The 23,412-nt window shown below is 53.3% G+C and carries 12 protein-coding genes, 15 tRNA genes, 2 rRNA genes and 1 pseudogene; 4 read left to right on the top strand and 26 right to left on the bottom strand.

The window, feature by feature from the left end:
* Positions 1-7: 7 nt before the first annotated feature.
* The 6 genes from RAC89_RS14460 to RAC89_RS14435 form a co-directional block, all read right to left on the bottom strand.
* Positions 8-1,000 carry an AAA family ATPase gene (locus tag RAC89_RS14460; protein ID WP_306614258.1) on the bottom strand — a complete coding sequence of 331 codons (993 nt, stop codon included), beginning with the start codon at positions 998-1,000 and terminating at the stop codon, positions 8-10.
* Between the two features lie 104 nt (positions 1,001-1,104).
* Entirely contained in the window at positions 1,105-2,619 is a 1,515-nt protein-coding gene (locus tag RAC89_RS14455) for a polysaccharide deacetylase family protein (RefSeq protein ID WP_306614257.1), read from the bottom strand.
* A gap of 123 nt (positions 2,620-2,742) precedes the next feature.
* Complete coding sequence (gene bcp / locus RAC89_RS14450) at positions 2,743-3,213, bottom strand: thioredoxin-dependent thiol peroxidase (protein ID WP_306614255.1); 471 nt, start codon at positions 3,211-3,213, stop codon at positions 2,743-2,745.
* A gap of 81 nt (positions 3,214-3,294) precedes the next feature.
* A complete protein-coding gene (locus tag RAC89_RS14445; RefSeq protein ID WP_306614253.1) occupies positions 3,295-4,080 on the bottom strand; it encodes an ABC transporter permease in 786 nt (261 codons plus the stop codon).
* A 4-nt stretch (positions 4,081-4,084) separates the two neighbouring features.
* A complete protein-coding gene (locus tag RAC89_RS14440) occupies positions 4,085-4,879 on the bottom strand; it encodes an ABC transporter permease (RefSeq protein WP_306614251.1) in 795 nt (264 codons plus the stop codon).
* Positions 4,872-5,915: an ABC transporter ATP-binding protein gene (locus tag RAC89_RS14435; RefSeq protein ID WP_306614250.1), complete on the bottom strand. Its 1,044-nt coding sequence runs from the start codon at positions 5,913-5,915 to the stop codon at positions 4,872-4,874. Before RAC89_RS14435 ends, RAC89_RS14440 begins: the two co-directional genes overlap by 8 nt.
* A gap of 218 nt (positions 5,916-6,133) precedes the next feature.
* On the opposite strand from RAC89_RS14435, the pseudogene RAC89_RS14430 reads away from it, so the two are divergent.
* The 4 genes and pseudogenes from RAC89_RS14430 to RAC89_RS14415 all read left to right on the top strand — a co-directional run.
* A pseudogene (locus RAC89_RS14430) lies at positions 6,134-7,135 on the top strand (LCP family protein); the annotation flags it as partial.
* 655 nt (positions 7,136-7,790) lie between these two features.
* Positions 7,791-9,329 carry a hypothetical protein gene (locus RAC89_RS14425; protein WP_306614249.1) on the top strand — a complete coding sequence of 513 codons (1,539 nt, stop codon included), beginning with the start codon at positions 7,791-7,793 and terminating at the stop codon, positions 9,327-9,329.
* Positions 9,330-9,427: 98 nt separating this feature from the next.
* On the top strand, positions 9,428-10,741 hold the full coding sequence (locus tag RAC89_RS14420; protein ID WP_306614248.1) for a glutamate-1-semialdehyde 2,1-aminomutase: 1,314 nt from the start codon (positions 9,428-9,430) through the stop codon (positions 10,739-10,741).
* A 491-nt stretch (positions 10,742-11,232) separates the two neighbouring features.
* The gene (locus RAC89_RS14415; RefSeq protein ID WP_306614247.1) at positions 11,233-15,783 is read left to right on the top strand and encodes a glutamate synthase-related protein; all 4,551 of its coding nucleotides are present in this window, start codon (positions 11,233-11,235) and stop codon (positions 15,781-15,783) included.
* Between the two features lie 107 nt (positions 15,784-15,890).
* Here the strand turns inward: RAC89_RS14415 and RAC89_RS14410 are convergent, their stop codons facing one another.
* The 20 genes from RAC89_RS14410 to RAC89_RS14315 all read right to left on the bottom strand — a co-directional run bounded on the left by RAC89_RS14410 (position 15,891) and on the right by RAC89_RS14315 (position 23,135).
* On the bottom strand, positions 15,891-16,553 hold the full coding sequence (locus RAC89_RS14410) for a bifunctional 2-keto-4-hydroxyglutarate aldolase/2-keto-3-deoxy-6-phosphogluconate aldolase (RefSeq protein ID WP_306614246.1): 663 nt from the start codon (positions 16,551-16,553) through the stop codon (positions 15,891-15,893).
* A 15-nt stretch (positions 16,554-16,568) separates the two neighbouring features.
* Entirely contained in the window at positions 16,569-17,540 is a 972-nt protein-coding gene (locus tag RAC89_RS14405; RefSeq protein WP_306614245.1) for a sugar kinase, read from the bottom strand.
* A 3-nt stretch (positions 17,541-17,543) separates the two neighbouring features.
* On the bottom strand, positions 17,544-18,299 hold the full coding sequence (kduD, locus tag RAC89_RS14400; protein ID WP_284643768.1) for a 2-dehydro-3-deoxy-D-gluconate 5-dehydrogenase KduD: 756 nt from the start codon (positions 18,297-18,299) through the stop codon (positions 17,544-17,546).
* Positions 18,300-18,524: 225 nt separating this feature from the next.
* Positions 18,525-18,598 (bottom strand) — tRNA-Arg (locus RAC89_RS14395).
* Positions 18,599-18,609: 11 nt separating this feature from the next.
* Positions 18,610-18,683, bottom strand: a tRNA-Gly gene (locus RAC89_RS14390).
* 17 nt (positions 18,684-18,700) lie between these two features.
* Positions 18,701-18,774: transfer RNA gene (locus RAC89_RS14385), tRNA-Pro, on the bottom strand.
* A gap of 9 nt (positions 18,775-18,783) precedes the next feature.
* Positions 18,784-18,863 (bottom strand) — tRNA-Leu (locus RAC89_RS14380).
* A gap of 6 nt (positions 18,864-18,869) precedes the next feature.
* Positions 18,870-18,944: transfer RNA gene (locus tag RAC89_RS14375), tRNA-Gly, on the bottom strand.
* Between the two features lie 66 nt (positions 18,945-19,010).
* A tRNA-Gly gene (locus tag RAC89_RS14370) sits at positions 19,011-19,085 on the bottom strand.
* 5 nt (positions 19,086-19,090) lie between these two features.
* A tRNA-Leu gene (locus RAC89_RS14365) sits at positions 19,091-19,173 on the bottom strand.
* Positions 19,174-19,187: 14 nt separating this feature from the next.
* Positions 19,188-19,263 (bottom strand) — tRNA-Lys (locus RAC89_RS14360).
* 8 nt (positions 19,264-19,271) lie between these two features.
* Positions 19,272-19,346: transfer RNA gene (locus tag RAC89_RS14355), tRNA-Gln, on the bottom strand.
* 12 nt (positions 19,347-19,358) lie between these two features.
* Positions 19,359-19,434 (bottom strand) — tRNA-His (locus RAC89_RS14350).
* Positions 19,435-19,451: 17 nt separating this feature from the next.
* Positions 19,452-19,528 (bottom strand) — tRNA-Asp (locus RAC89_RS14345).
* 11 nt (positions 19,529-19,539) lie between these two features.
* Positions 19,540-19,616 (bottom strand) — tRNA-Met (locus tag RAC89_RS14340).
* 16 nt (positions 19,617-19,632) lie between these two features.
* Positions 19,633-19,708, bottom strand: a tRNA-Val gene (locus tag RAC89_RS14335).
* Between the two features lie 113 nt (positions 19,709-19,821).
* A tRNA-Glu gene (locus RAC89_RS14330) sits at positions 19,822-19,893 on the bottom strand.
* 9 nt (positions 19,894-19,902) lie between these two features.
* Positions 19,903-19,978: transfer RNA gene (locus tag RAC89_RS14325), tRNA-Asn, on the bottom strand.
* Between the two features lie 30 nt (positions 19,979-20,008).
* A 5S ribosomal RNA gene (gene rrf, locus RAC89_RS14320) occupies positions 20,009-20,125 on the bottom strand.
* 96 nt (positions 20,126-20,221) lie between these two features.
* A 23S ribosomal RNA gene (locus tag RAC89_RS14315) occupies positions 20,222-23,135 on the bottom strand.
* Between the last annotated feature and the right edge of the window lie 277 nt (positions 23,136-23,412).

Below are 23,412 nucleotides of genomic sequence, written 5' to 3'. Positions count from 1 at the left end.
CGTCCCCCTAACGCCCGGCCGCTATACGCCGGATGGGAACGACGGTGCTCGCGGCAACCGAAGCCATCACTTCTTCCGCCGTACGACCTGCCAGGATGGCTGACGGCGCCAGGACCAGACGATGAGCGAGTACGGCGACGGCCAAGCTTTTCACGTCATCAGGAATGACATAGGTGCGCCCCAGAAGGAAGGCCTTCGCCTGTGCCGCCCGCATAAGCGCGATGGATGCCCGGGGACTTGCGCCTAGGGCCACTTCGGCATGCTGACGGGTGGCAGAGGTTAAAGCGACGATATACAGCTTAATTGCCTCGTCGACATGGGCTTGCTCGGCTTCCCTTTGCAGCGCCAGAAACTCCTCCCGCAGCACGACCGCTCTTACGGCGCTTAGCGGCTCCCGCTCCGACATCCGTCCGAGCATGTCCGCCTCTTCCGAAGCCGTCGGATAGCCTAGACGGAGCTTCAGCAGGAAGCGGTCGAGCTGCGCCTCGGGCAGCGAATACGTCCCTTCAAAATCAGCGGGGTTCTGCGTTGCCATAAGGAAAAAGGGCTCCGGCAGCGGGTAGGTCGTTCCGTCGACCGTGACCCGTTTCTCCTCCATCGCCTCCAGCAGCGCCGATTGCGTACGGGGGGAGGTGCGGTTCAGCTCGTCCGCCAGCACCATATGGGCCATCAACGGACCCGGCCGAAATTCAAATTCAGCGGACCGTTGATTATAGACAGAGACACCGGTCACATCCGACGGAAGCAAGTCGGGCGTGCACTGCACCCGTTTAAAATCACAATCGATCGTCCGGGCAAGAGCGCGCACGATCATTGTTTTGCCTACGCCCGGCACATCCTCCAACAACACATGCCCGCCGCACAGCAAAGCGATGAGCAGCTGATCCAGAACCTCTCTTTTTCCTACGATGACCTTCTCTACTTGATATCGGATTCTATCGAGCACCTGCTGCGGTGCTACCGACGGTGATGATGACGGCAGGGATGATGGCTTTTGCATACCGAAAATCCTCCTAAACGAGTTACGAACGACAAGACCTGCTAGTCTTGCATTCTATTATTTTTCAGTATGGACAAAATCCCCGCCGCTTAGACTTGCTAGAGCTAGAAACCTGCCGCCGTGAAAGACTCCGCCGCCCGATTCATGACATAACCGCTATCCTTCGGCACCACCGGCGCCTCCGCCCCCCGGCTCCAATTTACACCGAAGCTGCTGTGCAGGGCCATGCGAACATGCGCCTCTTCGCCGGCAATTCCTTTCTCAAAGGACATCACCTGATGGCCTAACAGCTCAAGCGTCTTCTGGAGCGGAACGTACAAGGTTCCTTCGCGCACATCCATTTCAGGAAGTGTCAGTCTCTTGGTCTCTCCGCCGAAATGCAGCCCCAAGCCAAAGCCCAAAAATCCTGCTGCAGGTCTTGTTACGCGGAGCTCCCTCCGCCCGAGATCATACTCCGCCTGATATAAGCCGAAACGTACGGCCGCCGTGCGCGCCTCGTCCCTCCACTCTACTTTGCCCCCCAGCATCTCCGTTAATTGACGCAAGGGCACCTGAACGCTTTGCTCCCCCAGCAGGAAGCGGTTCTGCTCCAGCAGCAGCGATTTGTCGCCGAACTGCAGCTTCAGCTGCGCCACCGCAGGCTTCCGCTCTTCTGCTTTGTCCTTTTCCCCTTCGCTTGGCTGCATCGCGTCTCCTTTTTGAGTCTCCTCGTTCCCTTTCGCCCAGCCTTTTCTCTTCTCCGTTTGCTCTTGAACCATGGCAAGCTGCCGTTGATACGATTCCACAGCTACCTGCCGCGGCCACTTCGGTTTACCGGAAGAGAACTGAATCGGCTTCACTTCCGTGGTGAGAGGAGCAAACTCATAGCCCTTTTCCTTAAACAGCTTGATGATCCTCGGAAGCGCCTTCACGGTTTCCCCATGACCTCCGCTATCATGCATAAGCACCACCATTTCCTTCCGGAAAGGTCCCTTGGCTACGGTCCCGTAGATGTCCTCCGCCGTCATTCCCGCCCGCCGTGCATCCTCGCTATCAATGTTCCAGTCATGCACCTCATATCCTGCCTGCTCTAAATAGTAGAAATAGAAAGCATCGAAATTCCCGAAGGTTCCCCCCGGTGCTCTTACGAGCTGCGGTCTTACTCCGGCTGCTTTCGCAATCGCCTCCTCCGCCTTTTGCAGCTGCAGCCAGAAATTGCCGAACCCGGCATACAGCTCCGAGTACACATGATTGTAGCTGTGATTCCCGACAGCATGCCCTTCCTTCACCATCCGCTTCACCAGCTCCGGCCTTGCTTCCACTTGCTCTCCCAGCACGAAGAAGGTTGCTTTCACTTGCTCTCTATGTAAAATATCCAGGACCTCCGGAGTCAGCTTGCTCGGTCCGTCATCAAAGGTCAAATAAACGGTAGGCTTCTCGGCCGTTTGATAGGTTCGTCCCGCATCGACCCGCTTCCCCTGCTGAAGCTGCTCGAAAAGCTGCCGATCTTCTGCTTCCGATGACACTGCAGCCAGCGCAGGCCATGGCGGGCATATTAGCAGCAGCAGCACTGCAGACAGCATGGCGGAAATCGCCTTGTGGATTCCATTTTTCACAAACAGCTTCAGCTTCGATGTCATGGAACAATCCCTCCGTATACTCTAGCAATTTGGGTTTACTAGAATATATGGGAGACGATGCGAATGTATGCCGATCTTTGGAAAAAGAAAAGGAGACCCGTCCCGGGTCCCCTGCATCTTCACTTACGGCAGCGCCTTGATAGCCTCCAACACATCGGCTACATGATTCTTGATCCGAACCTTGCGCCATTCCTTCACCAGCACCCCTTGCTCATCAATGAGAAAGGTGGAGCGTTCCACACCCATGTATTCTCTCCCGTAAAGCTTCTTCAGCTTCCATACCCCGAACAGCTCGCACACCGTAAGCTCCGTATCGGATAGCAGAAGGAACGGCAGCTCATACTTTGCAATAAATTTATCGTGCGAGCTCAGCTTGTCCGGACTGATGCCGAGAACCGCCGTATTCAGCTTGCGGTAGTCCCCATGGTAATCGCGAAAATCACATGACTCCTGCGTGCAGGTCGGCGTATTGTCCTGGGGGTAGAAGTAGATCACGACCTTCTGACCCCGATATTGCTCCAGCGATACCTCTTCCCCATTCGATGCAGGGAGAGTAAAGCTCGGTACCTGCTTGCCCACTTCCACTTGCGCCATTCTTGCTGCAGCTCCTTTCAAGATTCCCTAGCCCACGCAAACACTGTCCATTCTCTCCCAGTCCGCTTCCGCTCGAGTCCGCTAGGATCCCGCTCCGCGATACCTTTTCACACCGTAATTCCATACCGTTAAACCGAACGTCAGGAATACGAGTCCGACCAAGGGCGTCAGCAGAGCGAACATTCCCCAATTCGCCCGGTCCAGGAAATACGCCGCCGGGTAGAACCCGACGAAACCGAACGGCAAAACCCATGTCAGCATAAAGCCGAGCAAACGGTTGTAGATCGTCATCGGATACCGCCCGTAGTTCTGAAGGTTCCAGAGCAGCGCCAAAATCCCCGTAGGCGAGTCCGAGAAGAAGGAAAGCGACGTAAAGAAAATATAGACGCCTCCGTAGATCATGATCGAGCCGAGCACAAGCGCCACGAATACGAAAGGATCGTACCACATCAGGTCAAGACCGAGCTGCGATCCGGAATACACCATAATCAGGAAACCGACGAGTGCGCTGAAGAGAGACGAAGGATCCATATTTTCCAAAATCAGCTGAATCAAATTGTACGCCGGCCTGGTCAGGATCCGATCCAGCTCCCCTTTGACGATATACTTCTCGCTAAAGCCCCACAAATTAAAAAAAGTAATGAACAAGCCATAGGGCACCATAAAATAACCATAGATAAACAATACCTGCTGCTCCGTCCACTCATCGATCCTGGCGGTATGCTGGAATACAATTAAGATGAAGAACAGGTTCAGCACGTTAAAAAGCAAGTCGGACATCACTTCGATCCAAAAATCGGATCGGTACGTAAGCCGCGTTTTCATGTAATTTTTCAAATAGTCTACCAGTAATCCTGCATAGAACATACCCTTACCCTCCCTGCACGAACAAACGGGTTCTCGCGCCGCGCCACAAGAGCCACAGCGGAATGATCAGAATCGCAAACCAAAGCAGCTGAATGCCAAGCACATGGTATGCTGCGTCGCCTGCGACCTTCCCGGTAAAAACGGAGCCCGGCAAATAGGTGATGGCTTGGAACGGCAGCAGCTTCATCACACTCTCCGCCCAGCCGGGGAAGAACGACATCGGTACGACCAGGCCCGAGAACAAGTCCACCGCTACACGCTTCATGCGCATCATGCCTTCGTTGTTTTCTAGGAAGAAGGCGAACAGCCCTGTGATGATGTTGATCTGCGAATTGATCAGGAAGCTGAAAAACAGCATAACGAGAAAGATTGCCCACACACCCGGATCCGTCGGAAGGCGAACCGGGAAGAGCAAAGTCACAATGACCATTCCCGGCGTGGTAAACAGCAGCAAACGAAACAAACCTTCGCCCAGGCCCTGCATCATTTTTACAATAATATAGTTATAAGGACGAATGAATTGGATCGCCACGCTGCCGTCCTTTATCTCATTCGCAATCTCTCTGTCCAAGTTATTGAAATAAAACGCCCGTGCCATCCACGAGACGGCCACGTAGGTCGTCATCTGCGTAAGGGTCATGCCGCCCAGCAATTCCTTGGCTCCGTAAATGGCCTTCCATAGAAAATAGTACGCGCCGATGTTGAGCGCATAAATAATGATGCCGCTGTAATAATTGACACGATAGGCAAGCATCATAAGAAACCGCATCCGAATGATATCCAGGTACGCGTTATGCATGGACAGCCACTCCCTGCTCCTGTTTGGGCCGTTCCACATTCGCCGTGCCGGACTTATATATTTCGCGTACGATATCATCGGTGTTGGTTTCGACGATCTTGATATCCTCAATGTTCATTACACCGACGACGCGGCTGAGCACCTCGGATACATTCACTTGCTGAGGGATCCATACTTTCCCGGTTAACGAATTCTCAAGGCTCCAAGCGACTTCCAGTCCGCGAGTCAGCTCCTGCAGCCTCTCCAGCTGCACGGGCTCAGGAAATTGCAGCACGACTTCCTTTCCTTTGCCCCACTTGGCCTTCAGCTCCTCCAATCCGCCGTCATAGATAATACGGCCGTCGTCTAGCATAATGACTCTGGAGCAGAGCGCTTCAATATCCTGAAGGTCATGCGTGGTCAACAGAATCGTCGTTCCGAAGCGTTGATTCATTGATTTGAGGAACTCGCGAATTTCCGTCTTCACTACAATGTCCAATCCGATCGTCGGCTCGTCCAGGAACAAAATCTGCGGATTGTGAAGCAGAGAAGCCGCCAGCTCACAGCGCATGCGCTGACCGAGACTAAGCTTACGCACCGGGCGGTTGAGCAGTTCCCCAAGCTGCAAACGCTCAACGAGCTCGTCCAATCGACTCTTGTAGTCGCTCTCCGAAACACGGTACACCTTGCGCAGCAGCTGGAACGATTCGATGACGCCGATGTCCCACCAGAGCTGGCTTCGCTGACCGAAGACCACGCCGATTCCTCGGACGAATTTCTCCCGCTCCTTAAAGGGGATATAACCGTTTACCTTGATATGTCCTGAGGTAGGGACGAGAATGCCTGTCAGCATTTTGATCGTCGTGGACTTTCCGGCCCCGTTCTCACCGATATATCCGCAAATTTCCCCTTGGGGAATTTGAAAGCTAATGTCTTTTACCGCCGTAACTTGGTTATACTCTCGGTTAAACAGATCGCGGATTGCGCCCCCGAGGCCCTCGCGGTTTTTCTGCACCTTAAACTCCTTGCGCAAATCCTTTACATCTATAGCCAGCATAATGCTTTTGCCCCTCCTGTCATATTTTGACGATGCTTGCAGTGTCGAATGCATAGCATTTATAATAGAATGAAATTGTTTCCTGCCGAAAAACAGCATGTTTTTGCAACAAAATCGAATCCTAAATACGTTTACTTTGTAATGATACACGAACTCTCTGAGAAGGAAAAGCGACCGTCGACTCACACACAATCCACGGAGGAAAGGAATGGATCCGTATGGTACGTAAGCTCAAATGGGTATTGCTGTCGCTGTCACTCATTGTACTGGTTGCAATCGGCTATTATACATATGCCTTTTTAAACTTTGCAAAGAACATTCAAGAGGACCCCGCGACGAAGATAGGCAGTATCCGGCCCAGTCAACTAAGCAGTAAAAATGGAGAATCTCTGCTCCCGCCCAAGTGGGAGGGCAAGGACCGTGTGAATGTTCTGATTCTCGGAGGGGACTCCCGCGGCTTGAAGAAGAATGAGGTGCCGCGTTCGGACTCCATTATGGTGGCCTCCATTGATCCTGCTACGAAGAAGGCGTACTTGTTCTCGATTTTGCGGGATACGTATGTAAAAATTCCCGATCATGGCGAGGACCGGATCAATGTCGCTTATGCCTTGGGCGGCGCGAACCTGGCGATGAAGACGGTAAGCGATCTGCTCGGCATTCCGATTCAATATTACGTGTACACCGACTTCAAAGGCTTCGTTGCTCTGGTTGACGCTATCGGCGGTATCGAGATCGATGTGGAGAAGGACATGAAATATAAGGACGCTTACGACGGTCCGGAATATGATATCGATTTGAAGAAAGGACTGCAGACGCTGGATGGCAAAAAGGCGCTGCAATACGTCCGCTTCCGTCATGATGCCCTAAGTGATTTCTCCCGCACGGAGCGGCAGCGCAAGTTCCTTCAGGCTGTCGCCGCGAAAATGCAAAGCACCGGCTCGCTGATCCGGCTTCCCAAAATTTTAAACAGTATCGATCCTTATATTGAGACGAACCTCTCGACGATGGATATGCTGAAGCTGGGAACGCTTGGCTATGAAGCGAAAACCGAGGGGATGGTCAGTCAGCAAGTGCCGCCGCAGGAGCTGCTTGTGGAGAAACGCGTCGGCGGCGCCGAAGTTCTCGGGGTCGATCAGAATCGGTTAAAGATCTACGTGAAGGCTTTGTTTGAAGGCAAAGATCCGATTATGGCGATTCACGAGAAGCCGGCGACGACCACTAACGTGAAGAGCTCCCCGTCTCTGGGTACGGTCAGCGGGGCTGGCAGTACGAAAGCAGGCTCAAGCACGAGCACAGGCTCGACGTCCGTCAAGGGGACGACTGCGAACCCGACGGCAGGGAACGGCAGCACAAGTACGGCTAACGCAGTGCCCAAGCCCGGCACAAGCACAACGGGCACGGGTACATCCGTAACCGGAACAGCCGGTGGCGGAACAAGTACCGGTACGAAGCCATCCACTACGACCGGAACAAAAACAGGAACGGAATCGAACACCGGCGGCACTGCGGTAACATCGCCGGATGATACCAAGGCCGTTCCGACGCCAACACCGACCCGTACGGAAACGACGAACACCGGTACGACCAGCCCGTCTACGAAAACCGGTACGGGAGGAACCACGGATGCATCGGGATCGAATACCGATGAACCGGCAACTCCAGGAGCACCTGTGCCAAGAAAAACAGTACAATAAGTTGATAAGGAATGACCGGAGCCCCCTTCTGTCATTCCTTTTTTTATCCAGTAAAATTACTACTTGCTATCCATTTTACGCAGCCCCCCAATTTCCCCCATAAATTGGGCTGCAGCCGCTGTAACCTTTGCCAGCCGCCATCGTCTATGAGAGCAGAATAGGATAAAGGGGTTTGGTAACTATGGAGAATAAGATCATCCATCGGAAACGAGGCATCGGAAGAATCCTTCTGCTCTGCGGCTTGCTCCTTGCTGCCTGTGAGAATGACACGCCCCCTGCGCCCTCCGGCGTTACGAAACCGGAACCGGGGGCAACGGCTCCCAATGCCAATGCGGAGCCTTTGAAGCCTCCCCAAGCGGATGGCATTCCCTCCGGTGAGGTTCGTATGCATCTAAGCTCGGATCCCCGGCTGCAATCGCCCATTACGACCTTGGTTTCCCCGGGGAAACAAGAGCTCGTGGTTCGCTTCGGTGATGCGATGAATACGGCTTCCGTGGAGCAAGCGATCCGTAAGCAGCTTTTTATTCCCGAAGCTTCCTCTTCTCCCGCAGCTGCCAAAATCGACGTAAAGCTCCAGTATCGGTGGGAAAGCGATCGGACGCTCCATGTTACAGCCGAGCCCGTGATCAATAAGCTTCCGGATTACCCTTTATTCCGTTATCAAATCGATGTAAGCGGATCGCTTACCGCCGGCGGCAGCGTTCTGGAGAAGGTCCCCGCCTTTCAAGCCGTTATCGATCCTCCTTCCCAGCTATGGCGTGTATCTGCTGATGGGGCGAAACGTGAGAAGGTCAGCGGCTTCACAGAGCCTTATTGGTTTCAAAGGCTGGACGGCGATCCGAATTACGTGATCGCAACACGCACAACCGGGTACTGTGAATGTGATGCTCCTTCCCTTAAGCATTACTCCGTCTATGATGTCGCAAATAAAGAACTGGTGCATTATCCGGTTACTTTACACACTACGTATCAAGGACAGGGGCAATTCGTCGCCGATACACGCGGCTTCTTTTATGAAGAGACAACTCAATCGGTTCCATCCAGTACGACGACCCATAAAATTAAAGTGGATGGCTACTATGTTCATGGGGCCTCTCTCAGCAAAAACCGGGAATATGTTCTTATGGCTGTGGGTGAGACTAAGGAAACGACGGCTAACTTAGATTTCATTTTATATAAGCTGTCCGACGGAACCTCGAAACGCATGCCTCAAGCGCTGCTCGGATCTGTCCCGGAAAATCAGGTGAGCAGCGGACTGATGCCGGTACCTTTTACAGACAATGGCAAGGAAATCCGTGTACTATTAATGAAGAATACTAACTTCGATTGGACGGCGAACGTGTACTCCTGGGACAAAGGAAGCTGGCAGCAGCAGGAGCAGCCTGAAACGAACCGTTCAGGGGACGGAGTGTATGCTGTGGACACGTCCGACAGACTTTATCATAACGACAAGCTTGTTCAAGGGGTGAAGGCCCCTTCCGGGTTTCAAGGCATATGGCTGGGCAAGACGCACCGGTATGTTTACTTGGACTACAATTTTGAAGAGGCAAACGCCAAAAAGATCCCGCCCAAAGGAAGTCTCTTTGTCTATGATGCGGACCAGCGCAAAGCTCAGCAGCTTGTAGCTGGACTTGACCAAGGCGATATGCTGTTCAGTACCAGCAGTGACGGCACATGGATCTACATCCTGTCCAAGCATGAGCTTCCGGGCAAGCCGTAACCGTCAGTTTACCTCCCTCCGCAAAATGGCTATAATGTTCTCTTAAGCAGTAACTTTCAGGAGAACAGAAAGCCGATTCCGGCAGGGAGGTTTTTGCATTGAAAAGAACACAATCGGAGGCGCTGTATCAAGAAGCGCTTGACCATATTGTCGGAGGGGTCAACAGCCCCTCACGATCGTTTAAAGCTGTGGGCGGCGGCGCCCCTGTTTTCATGAAGCGCGGACAGGGCGCATATTTTTGGGATGTAGACGACAATCGCTACATTGATTACTTGGCCGCGTACGGACCGATCATTGTCGGACATGCCCATCCTCATGTGACGGAGGCCATCGTCCGGGCGGCACAGAACGGCACCTTGTACGGGACGCCTACCGAGCTTGAGATTGAATTTGCCCGCATGCTGAAGGACGCTATCCCGTCTTTGGATAAGGTACGCTTCGTCAATTCGGGTACGGAAGCGGTCATGACGACCATCCGTGTTGCCCGTGCTTATACGAACCGGACGAAGATCATCAAGTTCGCCGGCTGCTATCACGGCCACTCCGACCTGGTGCTCGTCGCCGCAGGCTCCGGCCCGTCAACCCTGGGGATTCCGGATAGCGCCGGCATCCCTACCAGCATCGCGCACGAGGTGATCACCGTGCCGTACAACGACCTCGCCGCGCTCGAGGCTGCCCTGGAGCGCTGGGGCGACGACGTCGCCGCCGTGATGGTCGAGCCCATCGTGGGCAACTTCGGCATGGTGATGCCGAAGCCGGGCTTCCTCGAGGGGCTCTGCACCTTGGCGCGCAGCAACGGCTCCCTCGTCATCTACGACGAGGTGATCACCGCCTTCCGGTTCCACTACGGCGCGGCGTCCACCTTCGATGGCCTCGGCGATCCCGCGGCCATCGAGCCCGACTTGACGGCCCTCGGCAAAATCATCGGCGGCGGCCTGCCGATCGGAGCTTATGGGGGCCGCAAGGACATCATGGCGCAGGTCGCGCCCTTAGGCCCGGCTTATCAAGCCGGCACGATGGCGGGCAATCCTGCGTCGATCTCCGCAGGCATCGCATGCCTGCAAGTACTGCAGCAGCCGGGCGTCTACGACCGGCTGGACGAGCTGGGCCGCCTGCTGGAGGGCGGCCTTACCGCCTCCGCTGAGCGTCACGGCGTTCCGCTGACGGTCAATCGGATCCGCGGCGCGCTCTCCACTCATTTTTGCGACCATCCGGTCACCAATTACGAAGAGGCGCAGGATACCGACGGCGAGCAGTTCGCGAAGTTTTTCCGCCTTATGCTTTCCGAGGGCGTTTGCCTCGCTCCTTCCAAGTACGAAGCTTGGTTTTTGACCACCGCCCACACGGAGGCTGATGTTATACAAACGATCGAGGCGGCTGATCGCTCCTTTGCCGCGTTGAAGCGCCAATAAACTTCATTTATCATCCAAATCACGAACTATTATCGGATAACGGTAATAGTTCGTTCGTTTTTAAATACCTAACATGACATGTGAAGATTTTACCTTTATTCACCTGATATACAGAATATATAGCGCTTACATTTGTCGATTCTCCTGATTGTTCTATTGTCTAGCCATCATTTTCGTGTTATTCTAATAATACTTTTACCTTTTTAAAGTCGGCTATTATTGGAAGGTTGTTGTCATGGAAGCTATTGGGACATGAGCTCATTTTGTCGATATAGGGCGCTTTACTTTTTATAAGCCCTATGCAATTCTGTTTCCGTCCTGCCCAAAGAATCGCAGAGTTGGTCATTTATGCATCGAACTGAATTTTTATTCATGCTTTTCATGCTGATGACTTTGTCCGCTTTCTTACAAGCGATCATGTTGTAACCTTTGTTTCAGGGTTAGCCCTATTATTTTTTTGGGAGGTGACGGTCAGCCTGCTGACCAATAGAATGAACGAAGTAATGCGCAATGAAGGCCGCTTTCAGAACTTGCTGGCAACCGAACATGACAGTTGCGGTATTATCTGTATCGTAGAGAAGGATGGATTTCCATCCCGCGATAATATTCAAAAAACGATCGACGCTTTGGTTAAGATGGAGCATCGTTCGGGCTTTATTAACGGAGAAGGCGACGGCTGCGGTATTTTAACGGATATTCCTCGAGCTCTCTGGGAAAGCAAGCTTAGCAGCGCAGGCCTGGACGGCAAGCTTGCTTATGACGAGCGCTTCTCCGTCGGACATATTTTTGTTCCGCGCAAGCTGGATCAGTCCGTTGAAGAGATTCAGAAGGGCATCCGCGAGCTGTTCGCACAGTTCGGTGTGAATATTATTCTTGAGCAGGAAAATCAGGTGGACAGCAGCGTGCTCGGCCCGAACGGCCGTGCGGATGAGCCTACGTTCTGGCAGATCGCCGCGCTTTGCGACAAGCAAGGTGTGAAGGTTGCCGATCACTTGTTCGAGCTGCATATTGCCATCGAGTCCAAATACTACGTTCACGTCGCTACACTCAGCAATGTGACTGCAGCCTATAAGGTCATGGGCGCGGCCAGCATCCTGCCAAAATATTTCAACGATACGCGTGATCCTCTTTTCGCGGCACAAGTAACGATCGGCCATAACCGTTATTCCACTAATACACAATCCAGCTTCTTCCGGGTTCAGCCGTTCTCCCTTCTGGGTCATAACGGGGAGATCAACACGGTGAAGAAGCTTCGCCTCGAGGCGGATATGGTCGGCGTGCCGCTTGTAGACGGCGGTTCCGACTCTCAGGATATGAACCGTACGATCGAAACGTTCATCCACCGCTTCAACCTCAGCTTGTTCGAAGCTATGGAGATCGTCTTCCCTCCGATCCTGAACGAGATGAAGCTGTATAGAGAAGATCTGCAAAATCTGTATGTTTATTATCGTCAAATGTGGGGTCATTATGCGCAGGGTCCTGCGGGTATCGTATCCCGATACGGCAATGAATGTATTTTCAGCGTGGATGCTCTCGGTCTTCGTCCGGTATGGATGGTAGAAAGCGAAACTTCCCTTTACTTCTCCTCCGAGCAAGGCGTCATTACCGTTGACGAAATGGTAGCAGATCCGAAGCCGATCGCTCCGGGCGAGAAGGTTGGCGTTCTGCTGACTCCGGGCGAGCATGTACAAGTGATTCCTTATCACCAAGTACAGAACACCGTCTTGAAGCGTGCTCAGGCCCGCATTTCTTTGGATGGTCTGAACAAGTATCTGAAGGCGGAAGCTCCTGCTGTCGAAGCGGCTCCTAATGCAGACATCGTGCCTACTGATTCCATCTATAGCGCATTCGGCTGGGATCGCGACGGCATCAGCATGATCGAGACAACAGCGGAAACCGGCGCAGAGCCGATTCGCTCCCTTGGCCATGACAGCCCGCATGCCGCTCTGGCTTGGGAACGTGTGAACATTCCTGATTTCATTAAAGAAAGTGTTGCCGTCGTTACCAACCCGGCGATTGACCGCGACCGTGAAATGGAGCATTTCTCCACTCGCGTGATCGTCGGACCTCGCCCTACCGTGTACGGCGCACATGATGCTCGTCCTCGTTTCGAGGTATTGTATCCGCTCGTACTGGAAGGCAGCAACGGGGTTGACTCCCTTGAGCAGCTGCACCAGCCAAGCTTTGAGCAGATCGCTGCTTTCTTCCGCAGCCATGGGGACAATGCGGTAGCTACGCTTTCCACTACCTTCGCGCGCGGTACATCGCTGAAAGATGCTTTGGAGCAGCTTGCTGCCGATGCCGTTACTGCCGTTCGCGGTGGAGCCATGCTTGTTGTTCTTGACGACAGCGACGCTCACCAAAACGATCGTTTGTGGCTGGATCCGCATCTTGCGGTTTCCAAGGTGGATATTGCGCTTCGCGCAGAGAAGCTTGGCTCCGGCGATAACCTGCGCCGTCATGCTTCCATCGTGCTTCGCAGCGGGGCCGTTCGCAACCTGCACGACATTGCTGTGGCATGCGGCTTGGGTGCGGATCTGATCTCTCCTTACGTTATGTTTGCAACAGCTGCCGTGAAAGACGGAGCTGTCGCAGCCCGCAAAGTGCATACCGCTCTGTCCAAGGGCTTGGAGAAGGTTATCTCCACTATCGGTACGCATGAGCTCAGAGGTTATACTCGCTTCTTCTCCTCCATAGGTTTGAAGCCGGAGGTGGCGGAGGTTCTTGATATCGTGAACTATCTCGGCAGTGACAATGTTGGTACCGGCTTTGCAGAGCTTGAAGCGGATGCGGAAGCTCGTTATAACGACTTCTCCAATGCTAAGGCCAAAGCTGCGAAAAACTTCCGTTTCTTCCAGCGCATGTGGAAGGCTCTCGGCGACGCGGCTTCCGGTACGGCACCTTACACCGATTACCGTGATAAGCTTCGTGAAGAAGAGAAGAAGAACGGCATTTCCATTCGTCACGTGGCTGACTTTAACTTCGAGAAGGCTCTGGCGGAAGGCCGCAAGCCGCTTGATAAGTCCCAGGTGGATATCAGCATCGGTGGCCACGATCTGCCTACGTTGATCTCCTCCATGTCCTTCGGTTCGCAGAACGAAACGGCTTTCCGTGCCTATGCGGAAGCAGGCGAGCGTCTGAACATGGTTACCATGAACGGTGAGGGCGGAGAGATCAAGGATATGCTCGGACGTTATAAGCGTACTCGCGGTGCTCAGGTAGCATCCGGACGTTTCGGTGTGAACGTAGAGCTGGCAACGGCGGTTGCGTTCCTCGAGATCAAAATCGGTCAAGGCGCGAAGCCGGGCGAAGGTGGTCACCTGCCGGGCTCCAAGGTTACAGCGAAGATCGCTGCTGCTCGTAACGCAACGATCGGCTCCGACCTGATCTCGCCGTCCAACAACCATGATATTTACTCCATCGAGGATCTGGCGCAAATCATCAGCGAGCTGAAGGAAGCAAGTGGACGTAAAGCGAAGATCATCGTGAAGGTTCCAGTAGTACCGGGTATCGGTACGATTGCTGTCGGCGTTGCCAAAGCGGGTGCGGATGTCATCACGCTGTCCGGCTTTGACGGCGGTACCGGTGCAGCACGGATTCACTCCATCACCCACGTTGGCTTGCCTACCGAGATCGGTACGAAGCTGGCTCATATTGCTTTGATCGAAGCAGGTCTTCGTCATCGCGTCGAGCTGTGGTCTGACGGCGGTATGAAGTCCGGTGCGGACGTTGTCAAAATGATTATGCTCGGCGCAAACCGCGTAGGCTTCGGATCCATCGCCATGCAGGCAGTCGGCTGTACGACTTGCCGCGGCTGTCACTTGGATACTTGCCACGTTGGTATCGCTACTCAGATCGACTCCCTGGAAGAGGCTGAAGAAAAAGGTCTTCGCCGCTTCGTACCTCGTGTGTACGACACGGCTGTAGATTCTCTCGTTCGCCTGTTCAGTGGCATCGGTGAAGAAATTCGTGAAATCACAGCTCAGCTGGGCTTCAACAGCCTGCAGGATCTTGTCGGTCGTTCCGACCTGCTCCAGCAAGTAAGCCATAACGATCGCATCGACCTGAGCGACCTGCTCCGTCCGGCTCCACTCTCCTTCGCGGCAGCGCAAGAAGCTCAAGCTGAGGTGGCGGCAGCGGTATCCTCCGATATTCGTATCGCAGCTGGCGCTGAAGGCCAAGAATTTTTCCCGGATGCTGTGGATTACAGCGCGCCGGTTGAGCGTCGCTGGTCCAAGGTGGATGCCGAGACTCGGATTCTCGGAAGCCGTTACTCCAGCCATCGCGTAAGAGACCGCTATGACGGCAGCTATGATCAGCTTCCGGCTGCGAACATCACCATCACCGATGGTTCCGTTCCAGGTAACGGTCTGGCGGCCTTCAACGCTCGCGGCGTTAACATCACCGTACATGGTGGTGCGGAAGACGGCGTAGCGAAGATGTCTCTTGGCGGTAAGGTTGCCGTTCTGAAGTCGCTTGGCAAGCACAAGCAATTCATTAACGGCTCCGTCGGCAAATCGTTCGGTTACGGCGCGCAGAAGGGTCTGTTCCTGATCCAAGGTAATGCCGATACTCGCGCATGTATCCGTTTCTCGGGCGCGGACGTTGTCTTCGGCGGCGAAATCACCAGCCCGCTGCAGGATGAGCTTGGCGGTTTGGCGGCACGCGCCAACCTGAAAGGCTTCGCGTTTGAGTACATGACAAACGGCCGTGCCGTTGTGATGGGCGACCCAGGTCCATGGATTTGTGCCGGTATGACAGGCGGCGTGATCTACCAGCGTCTGGTGCCTGAGATGGGTCTGGACCAGGCTGCTATCGAGCGTCGTATCGCCAAAGGCGCGAAGGTCAAAATCGAACCGGTCGGCGTACAAAGCACTAAGGACCTGAACGAGCTGCTCGGCGCTTACCGCGAAGAGCTGGCGAACTCCGGGCAAGCAGAAGCCGCTGCGAAGATCGACGCTCTTCTCGCTAACCTGCAAGATCACTTCGTACGGATTGCTCCTGTGGGTCTGCAAGCAGATCAATCGGTAGCTACAGAATAGAAATGCGTAAAGCCCTCTGGAAAGATATCCAGAGGGCTTTCTTTTTCCCTTAAAGGCATAAAAAAGGCGCATCCCTCATTTGTTGAAGGATGCGCTTTTTTTTATTATTAAGCTTTTGCCGCGCGATAGGCTTCGATATATTGGGCTGCTTTCTTTGCAACGAGACTGTAGTCTCCTGTCTTCACAGCATCAGAGGTTAGGTCGGAGCCGATACCCACGGCTACCGCTCCGGCTTGAATCCACTCACCCAGATTACTTAGCGATACCCCGCCGGTCGGCATAATATTGGCTTGCGGCAGCGGTCCTTTGATCGCTTTGATCATCGATGGGGAGTACAGGTTGCCAGGGAACAGCTTTACGATATCCACGCCAAGCTCTAAAGCCCGCTGGATCTCTTGGATTGTCATCACACCCGGCATGACAGGCACTCTGTAACGGTTACAGAGCGTGATCGTTTCAGGGTTGAGCGACGGACCTACCACGAACTCGGAACCACTTAGAATGGCAGCACGAGCCGTCTCAGGGTCAAGCACCGTGCCAACACCAATGATGGCGTACTTCGAAGGATCGGACGAGCTGCTGGAATATTTCTTCGCGAGCTTCTCGATCGCCTGCAGGGCAAACGGAACGGTCATCGTGACCTCAATAACCTTGATTCCACCCTCGATCGATTGCTCCGCCATCTCTACAACTTCATCCGGCGTTTCCCCGCGAAGAACGGCAACTACGCCTTCTTGCGAAATCTGCTGGAGTAATTTTAGCTTTTTCATCTAGTACACCATCCCTTAGCGTTCTACGTGCTTCACATTATTCAGGAATGCCTCGACTTGCTCCCAAGTCGGAATGCCCTCCCAATCGCCTTCCATTTGTACGACCATACAGCCAATCAGATTACCGAGCTTCACGGCCTCATCTAGGCTGTAGTTCTTTAACAGGCCAACGAAGAAGCCCGCACAGAAGCCGTCGCCGGCTCCTACCGTATCCACCACTTGTTCCGCCTTAAAGTAAGGCACGGAACGAACATCTCCCTTTTCTACGATCAGGGTAACGTCATCTCCGCCCTTCACAATCGATACAGCATTCAGCTGGTTCAGGTGACCGACGATCTCGTCAAAATTCTCCGTTTGATACAGCAGCTTCAGCTCATCCAGCCCGGGGAGGAAATAATCCGCTTCCTTAGCCAAATCCAGCAGGACATCTCTCGCTTCATCAATAGACCACAGCTTCAATCTCAAGTTCGGGTCAAAGCATACCTTTACGCCGTGTTTTTTGGCTAAACGAATCGCTTCCTTCGCCGTCTCGCGGCAGGATTCGCTGAGAGCCGGTGTAATGCCCGTAACATGCAGATATTGGGCCTGCTTGATATATTCCTCATCTAGGTGCTCAGGACGCAGCGTACTGGCCGCAGAGCCCTTACGATAGTAGTATACCGATGTCTTGCCTGACACAACCTCGCGAAGCATTAGGCCCGTCGGTGCTTCCGTAGTCAGCTCGACACGGGATACATCCACACCTTCGCCCCGGATTTTCTTCAAAATCATGCGGCCGAAAGGATCCTTGCCCAACCGGCTGAACCATCCCACGCGATGACCAAGACGAGATACCCCGATCGCTACATTACTCTCGGCACCGCCAAATAAACCTTGAAACCCCGTTGCGTATTCGATTCCTTTGACACCATTAGGCATCATTAATGCCATTGTTTCCCCAAAAGTGATAATCTCCGGTTGAAACATCTGCTGTCCTTGGTTTGTCATGGGTTACCTCGACATCCATCCGCCATCCACGCAAAGGACGTGTCCGGACATGTAATCAGAAGCCTTCGATGCTAAGAATATCACTGGACCTTGCATGTCTTCCGGCGTTCCCCAACGTGCTGCAGGAATTCTTACAAGGATTTGGGCGTTTCTTTCCTCATCGGCACGCAGAGCCGCTGTGTTGTCCGTTTCCATATACCCTGGTGCAATGGCGTTGACTTGAATGCCCTTGCTGGCCCATTCGTTTGCTAATGCCTTCGTTACCCCCGCAATTGCATGCTTAGACGCGGTATAGCCCGGTACGTTAATGCCGCCCTGGTAGCTCAGCATGGATGCAATATTAATGATTTTACCTGATCCTTGTTTAATCATCTCCCGGCCAACCAATTGGGAAAGGAAGAAAGCGGAATTCAGATTTAGCTGCAATACATCATGCCAATCCTGTGCCGCATGATCCGCTGCAGGCGTACGACGAATAATCCCTGCATTGTTAACCAAAATATCAATCTTGCCGAAAACCTTCAGCGCCTCATCCACAACCCCTTGCAGAGCATTCTCATCCATTAGGTTGGCCACTACTGTGTGTACCTTGCGTCCCATGGCTTCGATTTGCTCCTGCGTCTCACGGGATCGGTCATTACTTGTTACAATCACAATATCAGCACCAGCCTTTGCCAGGCCGATCGAAATACCGCCGCCAAGACCCACTGCTCCACCAGTAACAATCGCTACTTTACCGCTCAAATCAAAAAAACTCACGTTCCATTCACCCCTATATCATCTTATGAAATTGAACCAATTCGAACCGATATGAACCATACCGGACATGTCTGCCCCTTATATTATAAGTCAAACCCTAGGAAATGACCAGCAATATACCGATTCGTCAACTTTATCACACCAAAAAAAGACCCTTATCAAAGGGTCTTGACATGTACATTCTTATGATAAAGAAAAAGCCTTCACGAGAAGGGCTTCATCTTACGTCCCAGGAGGGATTCGAACCCCCGACCGACGGCTTAGAAGGCCGTTGCTCTATCCAGCTGAGCTACTGGAACAAAGGACGATATGGAGCGGGTGATGGGAATCGAACCCACGCTACCAGCTTGGAAGGCTGGAGTTCTACCATTGAACTACACCCGCATTATAAATAAGAAAAATCGGGACGACACGATTTGAACATGCGACCCCCTGGTCCCAAACCAGGTGCTCTACCAAGCTGAGCTACGTCCCGAAGTTACAATGCTGGTAGAGGGACTTGAACCCCCACGGTTTCCCTCACGATTTTGAGTCGCGCGCGTCTGCCAATTCCGCCATACCAGCATATTATGGAGCGGAAGACGGGACTCGAACCCGCGACCCTCGCCTTGGCAAGGCGATGCTCTACCACTGAGCCACTTCCGCATACTCACTAAGTGAGACACATTTGATACTTTACAATAAAACCGCATAACTTTCAATAGAAAGTTTTGGAGCGGAAGACGGGACTCGAACCCGCGACCCTCGCCTTGGCAAGGCGATGCTCTACCACTGAGCCACTTCCGCATAGATGGTGCGCGTAGAGGGACTTGAACCCCCACGGTCTCCCGCCAGATCCTAAGTCTGGTGCGTCTGCCAATTCCGCCATACGCGCACAAGGAATAAAACTGGTGAGCCATGTAGGACTCGAACCTACGACACCCTGATTAAAAGTCAGGTGCTCTACCGACTGAGCTAATGGCTCTTAAAGCATGGCTGGGGATCTAGGATTCGAACCTAGGCATGACGGAGTCAAAGTCCGTTGCCTTACCGCTTGGCTAATCCCCAATAAGGTAATAATGGGGCGATCGAAGGGAATTGAACCCTCGAATGCCGGAGCCACAATCCGGTGCGTTAGCCACTTCGCCACGACCGCCAAGTTTATTAAAATAGTGGCGGAGCCGACGGGATTCGAACCCGCGGTCTCCTGCGTGACAGGCAGGCATGTTAGGCCTCTACACCACGGCTCCGCGATAAAGATTGGTTGCGGGGGCAGGATTTGAACCTGCGGCCTTCGGGTTATGAGCCCGACGAGCTACCGGGCTGCTCCACCCCGCGTCGTGTAAATCTTATATGGTGGAGGCTGACGGGATCGAACCGCCGACCCTCTGCTTGTAAGGCAGATGCTCTCCCAGCTGAGCTAAGCCTCCATATTGCTATAACCCGTAGAGGATACTCATCACTGCGTGATGAGACTGCGAAGCATCGCTATCGAAGCTTATGCTCCGACGAACCCAAGGGTTCTCATTAAAGGGTATTGCTATGACCCGTAGGGGATTCGAACCCCTGTTACCTCCGTGAAAGGGAGGTGTCTTAACCCCTTGACCAACGGGCCTTATTAAAATGGCTCCCCGAACAGGACTCGAACCTGTGACAACTCGATTAACAGTCGAGTGCTCTACCAACTGAGCTATCGGGGAATGTTAATAACGAGTGTAAAGCGGTATTTCGCTTGGCGACGTTCTACTCTCCCAGGACCCTTCGGTCCAAGTACTATCGACGCTGGAAGGCTTAACGGTCGTGTTCGGTATGGGTACGCGTGGTTCCCTTCCGCCATCATCACCAAACGTGATGCTTCTGCCAAGAAACATCTAGGTTGTTGTTCAAAGCGACTTGCGCCTTGAAAACTGGATTCGAAACTTCAGCAAATGTCATATGCTTTATAGGATAAGCCCTCGACCGATTAGTATTCGTCAGCTCCACACGTTGCCGCGCTTCCACCCCGAACCTATCTACCTCGTCGTCTACAAGGGGTCTTACATACTGGGAAATCTCATCTTGAGGGGGGCTTCACGCTTAGATGCTTTCAGCGCTTATCCCTTCCGTACTTGGCTATCCAGCCGTGCCTCTGGCGAGACAACTGGTACACCAGCGGTACGTCCATCCCGGTCCTCTCGTACTAAGGACAGCTCCTCTCAAATTTCCTACGCCCGCGACAGATAGGGACCGAACTGTCTCACGACGTTCTGAACCCAGCTCGCGTACCGCTTTAATGGGCGAACAGCCCAACCCTTGGGACCTACTTCAGCCCCAGGATGCGATGAGCCGACATCGAGGTGCCAAACCTCCCCGTCGATGTGGACTCTTGGGGGAGATAAGCCTGTTATCCCCAGGGTAGCTTTTATCCGTTGAGCGATGGCCCTTCCATTCGGTACCACCGGATCACTAAGCCCGACTTTCGTCCCTGCTCGACCTGTTTGTCTCGCAGTCAAGCTCCCTTATGCCTTTGCACTCTTCGAATGATTTCCAACCATTCTGAGGGAACCTTGGGGCGCCTCCGTTACTCTTTAGGAGGCGACCGCCCCAGTCAAACTGCCTACCTGACACTGTCCCCGCACCAGCTAATGGTGCCAGGTTAGAACTCCGATACGATCAGGGTGGTATCCCAACGGCGCCTCCACCGAAGCTGGCGCTCCGGCTTCCTAGGCTCCCACCTATCCTGTACAGATCGTACCAAAGTCCAATATCAAGCTGCAGTAAAGCTCCATGGGGTCTTTCCGTCTTGTCGCGGGTAACCTGCATCTTCACAGGTATTAAAATTTCACCGGATCTCTCGTCGAGACAGCGCCCAAGTCGTTACGCCATTCGTGCGGGTCAGAATTTACCTGACAAGGAATTTCGCTACCTTAGGACCGTTATAGTTACGGCCGCCGTTTACTGGGGCTTCGGTTCACAGCTTCGGGTTTAACCCCTAACCGCTCCCCTTAACCTTCCAGCACCGGGCAGGCGTCAGCCCGTATACTTCGCCTTGCGGCTTCGCACAGACCTGTGTTTTTGCTAAACAGTCGCTTGGGCCTTTTCACTGCGGCCCCCTCGGGCTATTCACCCTACCGAGGCACCCCTTCTCCCGAAGTTACGGGGTCATTTTGCCGAGTTCCTTAACGAGAGTTCTTCCGAGCGCCTTAGCATGCTCTGCTCGCCTACCTGTGTCGGTTTGCGGTACGGGCACCTTCTCCCTGGCTAGAGGCTTTTCTTGGCAGCTTGAACTCATGACCTTCGCTACTATAATTTCGCTCCCCATCACAGCCCAGCCTTTCGGTTAGCGGATTTGCCTACTAACCAGCCTCGCTGCTTGGACGGACATCCATCAGTCCGCGTCACTATCCTTCTGCGTCACCCCATCGCTCATAACGGTTCACGGTGGTACAGGAATTTCAACCTGTTGTCCTTCGACTACGCCTTTCGGCCTCGCCTTAGGTCCCGACTTACCCTGAGCGGACGAACCTTCCTCAGGAACCCTTAGGCTTACGGCGGACAAGATTCTCACTTGTCTTTTCGTTACTCATACCGGCATTCTCACTTGTAACCGCTCCAGCTGTCCTCACGATCAACCTTCACTGCTGTTACAACGCTCCCCTACTGCCCATAATTGGACTCATAGCTTCGGTGGTGTGTTTAGCCCCGTTACATTTTCGGCGCAGAGTCACTCGACCAGTGAGCTATTACGCACTCTTTCAATGGTGGCTGCTTCTAAGCCAACATCCTGGTTGTCTTTGCAACTCCACATCCTTTCCCACTTAACACACACTTGGGGACCTTAGCTGATGATCTGGGCTGTTTCCCTCTTGACAATGGATCTTAGCACTCACTGTCTGACTCCTGGGCATAAGTCTGCGGCATTCAGAGTTTGACTGGACTTGGTAACCCTTGGCGGGCCCCGCACCCAATCAGTGCTTTACCTCCGCGACTCTCAATCCCAAGGCTAGCCCTAAAGCTATTTCGGGGAGAACCAGCTATCTCCGAGTTCGATTGGAATTTCTCCGCTACCCCCACCTCATCCCCGAATTTTTCAACATTCGTGGGTTCGGGCCTCCAGTGCGTGTTACCGCACCTTCACCCTGGACAGGGGTAGATCACACGGTTTCGGGTCTACGTCTACGTACTTATTCGCCCTATTCAGACTCGCTTTCGCTGCGGCTCCGGCTTCTCACCTTAACCTTGCGCGTAAACGTAACTCGCCGGTTCATTCTACAAAAGGCACGCCATCACTCATTAACGAGCTCTGACTTCTTGTAAGCACACGGTTTCAGGTTCTTTTTCACTCCGCTCCCGCGGTTCTTTTCACCTTTCCCTCACGGTACTGCTTCACTATCGGTCACCAGGGAGTATTTAGCCTTGGCAGATGGTCCTGCCGGATTCCGACGGGGTTTCACGTGTCCCGCCGTACTCAGGATCCGTCTAGAGTCTCGGTTGCTTTCGGTTACGGGGCTGTTACCCACTTTGGCCGGCCTTTCCAGACCTGTTCGCCTACCAACCTGCACTCACATTGACGTCCTACAACCCCAAGGGGCAAGCCCCTTGGTTTGGGCTGTTCCGCTTTCGCTCGCCGCTACTGACGGAATCACTTTTGTTTTCTTTTCCTGAGGGTACTTAGATGTTTCAGTTCCCCTCGTCTGCCTCCTACACAGCTATGTATTCACTGTGTGGTACGTGAGTATTACCTCACGCGGGTTCCCCCATTCGGACATCCCCGGATCAAAGCCTGCTTACGGCTCCCCGAGGCATTTCGTCGTTCGCCACGTCCTTCTTCGGCTCCTGGTGCCTAGGCATCCTCCGTGTGCTCTTATTAGCTTAACCAATCGTTCGAATGATCTTGGTTCTCCGTTCCGTTGCGCTACGCACAAAGTCACTCCAAACTCAAGACATTCTCACTAGCAGCTAAAAGATTGATGATCTCGCATGCGCTCAATCATCACATCGTATAGATGTTTCGACATTTTGCTTTGTTTCGATATCCAGTTTTCAAGGAACAAGTCCAAGCTTTGCGAAGCAAAGCTGCTTCGTAAGCATAGGCTTTGAAAGGCATTGCACCTTTCAAAACTGAACAACGAGGAGAGTGAGTATTATGTCCGAT

It is taken from the genome of Paenibacillus sp. GD4 (assembly GCF_030846225.1).
In the GTDB taxonomy this organism is placed as follows: Bacteria; Bacillota; Bacilli; order Paenibacillales; family NBRC-103111; genus Paenibacillus_G; species Paenibacillus_G silviterrae.
Note: the sequence above shows the minus strand (reverse complement) of the source record. Positions and strands in the feature narration are given on the sequence as shown.

Coding starts and splice junctions, on each gene's coding strand:
- RAC89_RS14460 (WP_306614258.1), bottom strand. CDS start 1,000: ATGCAAAAGCCATCATCCCTGCCGTCATCATCACCGTCGGTAGCACCG.
- RAC89_RS14455 (WP_306614257.1), bottom strand. CDS start 2,619: ATGACATCGAAGCTGAAGCTGTTTGTGAAAAATGGAATCCACAAGGCG.
- bcp (WP_306614255.1), bottom strand. CDS start 3,213: ATGGCGCAAGTGGAAGTGGGCAAGCAGGTACCGAGCTTTACTCTCCCT.
- RAC89_RS14445 (WP_306614253.1), bottom strand. CDS start 4,080: ATGTTCTATGCAGGATTACTGGTAGACTATTTGAAAAATTACATGAAA.
- RAC89_RS14440 (WP_306614251.1), bottom strand. CDS start 4,879: ATGCATAACGCGTACCTGGATATCATTCGGATGCGGTTTCTTATGATG.
- RAC89_RS14435 (WP_306614250.1), bottom strand. CDS start 5,915: ATGCTGGCTATAGATGTAAAGGATTTGCGCAAGGAGTTTAAGGTGCAG.
- RAC89_RS14425 (WP_306614249.1), top strand. CDS start 7,791: ATGGAGAATAAGATCATCCATCGGAAACGAGGCATCGGAAGAATCCTT.
- RAC89_RS14415 (WP_306614247.1), top strand. CDS start 11,233: ATGAACGAAGTAATGCGCAATGAAGGCCGCTTTCAGAACTTGCTGGCA.
- RAC89_RS14410 (WP_306614246.1), bottom strand. CDS start 16,553: ATGAAAAAGCTAAAATTACTCCAGCAGATTTCGCAAGAAGGCGTAGTT.
- RAC89_RS14405 (WP_306614245.1), bottom strand. CDS start 17,540: ATGACAAACCAAGGACAGCAGATGTTTCAACCGGAGATTATCACTTTT.